Raw genomic sequence first — 4,400 nt, forward strand, 5'->3', positions numbered from 1 at the left:
CAGTTCTTCGCAGGGCAGGAAGTGCACGGTGAGGCCGCAGACTTTTTGGCCGGTGTAGTCAGGGATTGGGACGACTTTGCTGTGTTGGCGTTTTTGAGCATTCACCTTTTTTTTCCAAGCCAAATATTTGGGCCTATTGGCAAAGCCAGGAAAGTCATCCGAGTAAGCCACGCCAGTTTCCCAATCGATACGCACCGTGGTACCCGGCTGCCAACGTGCCGGCGCGATATAGCAACAACCGCCCCCGCCTCCCTGATAAGGCCCGATGATGTCGATGCCCGAACGGCCATCGACACTGAAATGGTTGATTGCCCAGTGAGTGTGATTGATGGCTTCAAGAGTGCTGGCCTGGGCGTCTTGAACAAGCAGGCTGCCAACCAGAATGCCGACGACAACGGCCCGTTCGCGCCAAGGGCTGGCTTTGAGCTCGGGCCTGCGGTCCTGCGCTACGCGTCGAAAAACAGGTTCAGGCCGATGCATTTTTCACCTCACCAGCCTGGGCATAAAACGCTTCCCACAGCGCATCAATGTCTTGCATGGCCTTGGCCAGCTGTTCGGCGTCCAGCACCACAGGTTGCGCGGCGCCGGCAGGCCGGGCATTCGGGTTGGTGCGCGCCAGCATTTCACCGTTCTCGCCATACAGCGCGAGGTCGCGACGGCCGGCCTCGCCGAAAAACACCATGCGTTCGCCGAAGTAGCTGCCGAACCACTCACGTCCCCGTGTGTACAAGAACCAGGCGCGTGAGTCGTGGACCTGATCGTCGAACAGTGCGCGCAATAGCCCTTCAGGTTGCGTGGCGTTGCGGCTTTCGTCGACATTGCCGCGCCGGGTTTCATTTTGATGATTGATTTCGCGCAACGGCGGCGGGAATAACCGACTGACACGCGCCTGCCCCGAAGCTTTCATTCGCTGTCGCTCGAATTGCACCTCGGCGGTCAGTTTCTGATAAAGAACCGACGATGCCATGCCCATCGGCCCGGCGAACTTCAAGACCTGTGAAAAGCGATCGACGCCGCGGTAGGCCTTACCGAACTCGCGCAACTGGGTTTGTGCCATGTCGGCATCGAAATCCTTGACCCCAGGCTCCAGCGGCATGTTCGGTTCGCGTCTGAGAAACTCTCGAGCCCGCTGCTGCTTGCGGCGTTTTACGATCGCTGCTTGACTCTGGTCGCGCTGTTCTTCGGCGCGCGCTTTGACCCCTTTGTCGGCTTCGAGGTCGCTCTCGAAGAACAGGCTGACGTGCAAGGTCTTGCAGCAAGGCGGCATCAGCCGGCGCCCGGCCGCCACGCACAAGGCATCGTGGTAATCCGCCTCCAGCTGACACTGGCGCCGGTTATTTTGATCGACCTGCGTGACGTTGCGAGGCAAACGGCCCTCGACCGGAAACGCGGGTGGGTACCAAAGCGAAGCGTGTTTTACTTCGGACATGACGGGGGCTCCGGCAATTGCAGTGGGGTCTTGATCGGGTACTCGGGACTGCCGTAGGCGTAGCAGGAGGTGGTGACTTGCAGTTCTTCGCAGGGCAGGAAGTGCACGGTGAGGCCGCAGACTTTTTGGCCGGTGTAGTCAGGGACTGGTACGACTGTGCTGTGTTGGCGATTTTGTGTGGCGATCTGTCTTTCCCATGCCAAATATTTCGGCCAGTCGGCATAACCTGGAAAGTTATCGGCGTAAGCCACACCCGTCTCCCAATCCACACGCGCCGTCATCCCCGGTTGCCAACGTGCCGGCGCTACATAGCAGCAGCCTCCACCACCACCCTGGTAAGGTCCGATAATGTCGATCCCCGAACGGCCATCGACACTGAAATGATTGATTGCCCAGTGAGTGTGATTGATGGCTTGGAGAGTGTTGGCCTGGGCGTCTTGAACAAGCAGGCTGCCAACCAGAATGCCGACGATAACGGCCCGTTCGCGCAATGGACGGGCTTTGAGCTCGGGCCTGCGGTCCTGCGCTACGCGTCGAAAAACAGGTTCAGGCCGATGCATTTTTCACCTCACCAGCCTGGGCATGGAACGCTTCCCACAGCGCATCGATGTCTTGCATGGCCTGGACCAGGTGCTTTGCGTCCAGCGGTTGCGCGGCACCGTCAGGTCCGGCATTCGAGTTGGTGCGCGCCAGCACTTCACCGTTCTCGCCATACAGCGCCAGGTCGCGACGGCCGGCCTCGCCGAAAAACACCATGCGTTCGCCGAAGTAGCTGCCGAACGGCTCACGTCTAAGTGTGTACATAAACCAGGCGCGGGAATCGTGGACCTGATCGTCGAACAGAGCGCGCAACAGCCCTTCGGGATGCGTTGCGTTGCGGCTTTCGTCGACATTGCCACGGCGGGTTTCATTTTGATGATTGATTTCGCGCAGCGGCGGCGGGAATAACCGACTGACACGCGCCTGCCCCGAAGCTTTCATTCGCTGTCGCTCGAATTGCACCTCGGCGATCAGTTTCTGATAAAGAACCGACGATGCCATGCCCATCGGCCCGGCGAACTTCAAGGCCTGTGGAAAACGATCGGCGCCGCGGTAGGCCTTGCCGAACTCTTCGGCCGCTTCGCGCAACTGGGTTTGTGCCATGTCGGCATCGAAATCCTTGACCCCGGGCTCCAGCGGCATGTTCGGTTCGCGGCTGAGAAACTCGCGAGCCCGCTGCTGCTTGCGGCGTTTTACGACCTCTGCCTGATTCTGGTCGCGCTGTTCTTCGGCGCGCGCTTTGACCCCTTTGTCGGCTTCGCGGTCGCTCGCCTGAAGATAGAAAGGGGTGTGCTTGAGGCTGGCGAAGGCATAGCGGTCGATGCGCCAGGCGGTGATCCAGCTCATCTGCTCGCGTAGGGTTTGCTCCAAACTAGTGTTGGCGGATAGTGGCCGGTAGTTCTCGATCTGTTCGGCGGACAGCGGTTGTTGTACGGGAGGCTGGTCCAGGGTTAGCTGACGCCATGCGTTGAAGCGGTTGACCAAGGTTGGTGCGATGGCAAACGATCTCTCCACATCGGTTTCCATCACTCGCCACAGATCACGCTGCAACTCGATTGGCAAGGAGGACTTCGGAACCTTCAGCGGAGCACCATGAGCGTAAGCATCGGCATAAAGGTCATTCAACGCGATCTGCGAAAGCAGTAAACCGTCATTCTCCCCAATAGCCTTACCCTGATCTCCGGGCGGATACCCCCCACCCTGATCCGAATGCACGCCCGGATAAATCACCTCCACACTATTCGCCGGATAACCCCCCTTCTCCCGGCGAATGGACTCCAGCGGAAAGGACAACCGTTGCTCATGACTGGCAACGATGTGCAGGCAACGCTTAACCAGAGTGCTGGCTGGCAGTTCCTGGTTGCCATCGGCCCAACTCATATGGCCGTTGGCCCCTGGTACGATATCGGCCAGACCGACCGAGGCCACGGTGTCCAGCAGCCCCAGGTACTCGACGCTGATGGGCAGTCGCAAGTCGGACAGTCGTAACGCCAAGACCGGCTCGGACCGGGTCAACAGCTGGTTCAACCAGCTGACAAACGCCCGCGCCGCCGATGCGCCACGGGAAAAACCATAGACGTACAACTTGATGCCCAGTAGCTTGACCTGGCCGGGTTGCGGTTGGGTCAAGGCGATGCGCAGCGGTTTCTCAATGGCCCAAAGCTGTCTGTTGAGTTCGCGGCTGCGGGTGGCATAACCGTCCATCGACTCCACACCCGCCCAAGTCCCCATGGCCTTGACCGCGTTGAGCAGGGCCGCGTTGTCCAGCCGTGGCAGCCCCAGTGTGCGGCGCACGGCATCGAGGATCATCAACAGGCCCCAGTTGATCCGTTCCTCGCCGTACCAGGCTCCCCCCAGTCCCAGAAGGCTGTAGTCGAGGTCACCGACTTCGGTAAACGGCGTGCCCACACCGGGCATGTAGTACTTGAAGTACTGGCCATTGCCGGTCCCTGCCGCATCGGTCAAACCCTTGGCCTCGGTGCTGTGGGCGGTGCCGCCGGCATGGCCGTCGCCAATGCTGGCGCGGAACATCCGGGCAATGTTGGTAGGGTGCCGGGGATCCGACAGGTAGAGGTCGTTATTGAGGTTATTGCCGGTGCCGTCGAAGAACAGGCTGATGTGCAAGGTCTTGCAACAAGGCGGCATCAGCCGGCGCACGGCCGCCACGCACAAGGCATCGTGGTAATCCAACTCCAGCTGACACTGGCGCCGATTATTTTGATGGATCTGCGCGACGTTACGAGGCAAACGTCCCTCGACCGGAAACGCTGGCGGGTACCACATAGAAGCGTGTTTCACTTCGGACATGACTGGGGCTCCGGCAATTGCAGTGGGGTCTTGATCGGGTACTCGGGACTGCCGTAGGCGTAGCAGGAGGTGGTGACTTGCAGTTCTTCGCAGGGCAGGAAGTGCACGGTGAGGCCGCAGACTT

At 60.0% G+C, this 4,400-nt stretch carries 4 protein-coding genes and 1 pseudogene; all 5 read right to left on the reverse strand.

The features are described 5' to 3' along the window. Positions 1-480, reverse strand: a 480-nt coding sequence (locus SOP85_RS30750) for a DUF3304 domain-containing protein (protein ID WP_323629371.1), incomplete at its 3' end; no start/stop codon positions are given. Then, complete coding sequence (locus SOP85_RS30755) at positions 467-1,429, reverse strand: T6SS phospholipase effector Tle1-like catalytic domain-containing protein (RefSeq protein ID WP_323629372.1); 963 nt, start codon at positions 1,427-1,429, stop codon at positions 467-469. The genes SOP85_RS30750 and SOP85_RS30755, both read right to left, overlap by 14 nt. After that, a complete protein-coding gene (locus tag SOP85_RS30760) occupies positions 1,417-1,989 on the reverse strand; it encodes a DUF3304 domain-containing protein (RefSeq protein WP_323629373.1) in 573 nt (190 codons plus the stop codon). Before SOP85_RS30760 ends, SOP85_RS30755 begins: the two co-directional genes overlap by 13 nt. Continuing rightward, entirely contained in the window at positions 1,976-4,276 is a 2,301-nt protein-coding gene (locus tag SOP85_RS30765) for a T6SS phospholipase effector Tle1-like catalytic domain-containing protein (protein ID WP_323629374.1), read from the reverse strand. Before SOP85_RS30765 ends, SOP85_RS30760 begins: the two co-directional genes overlap by 14 nt. Continuing rightward, positions 4,264-4,400 (reverse strand): annotated as a pseudogene (locus SOP85_RS31540) (DUF3304 domain-containing protein); the annotation flags it as partial. The pseudogene SOP85_RS31540 and the gene SOP85_RS30765, both read right to left, overlap by 13 nt.

Source organism: Pseudomonas sp. YuFO20, assembly GCF_035064975.1.
Taxonomy (GTDB): domain Bacteria; phylum Pseudomonadota; class Gammaproteobacteria; order Pseudomonadales; family Pseudomonadaceae; genus Aquipseudomonas; species Aquipseudomonas putida_AE.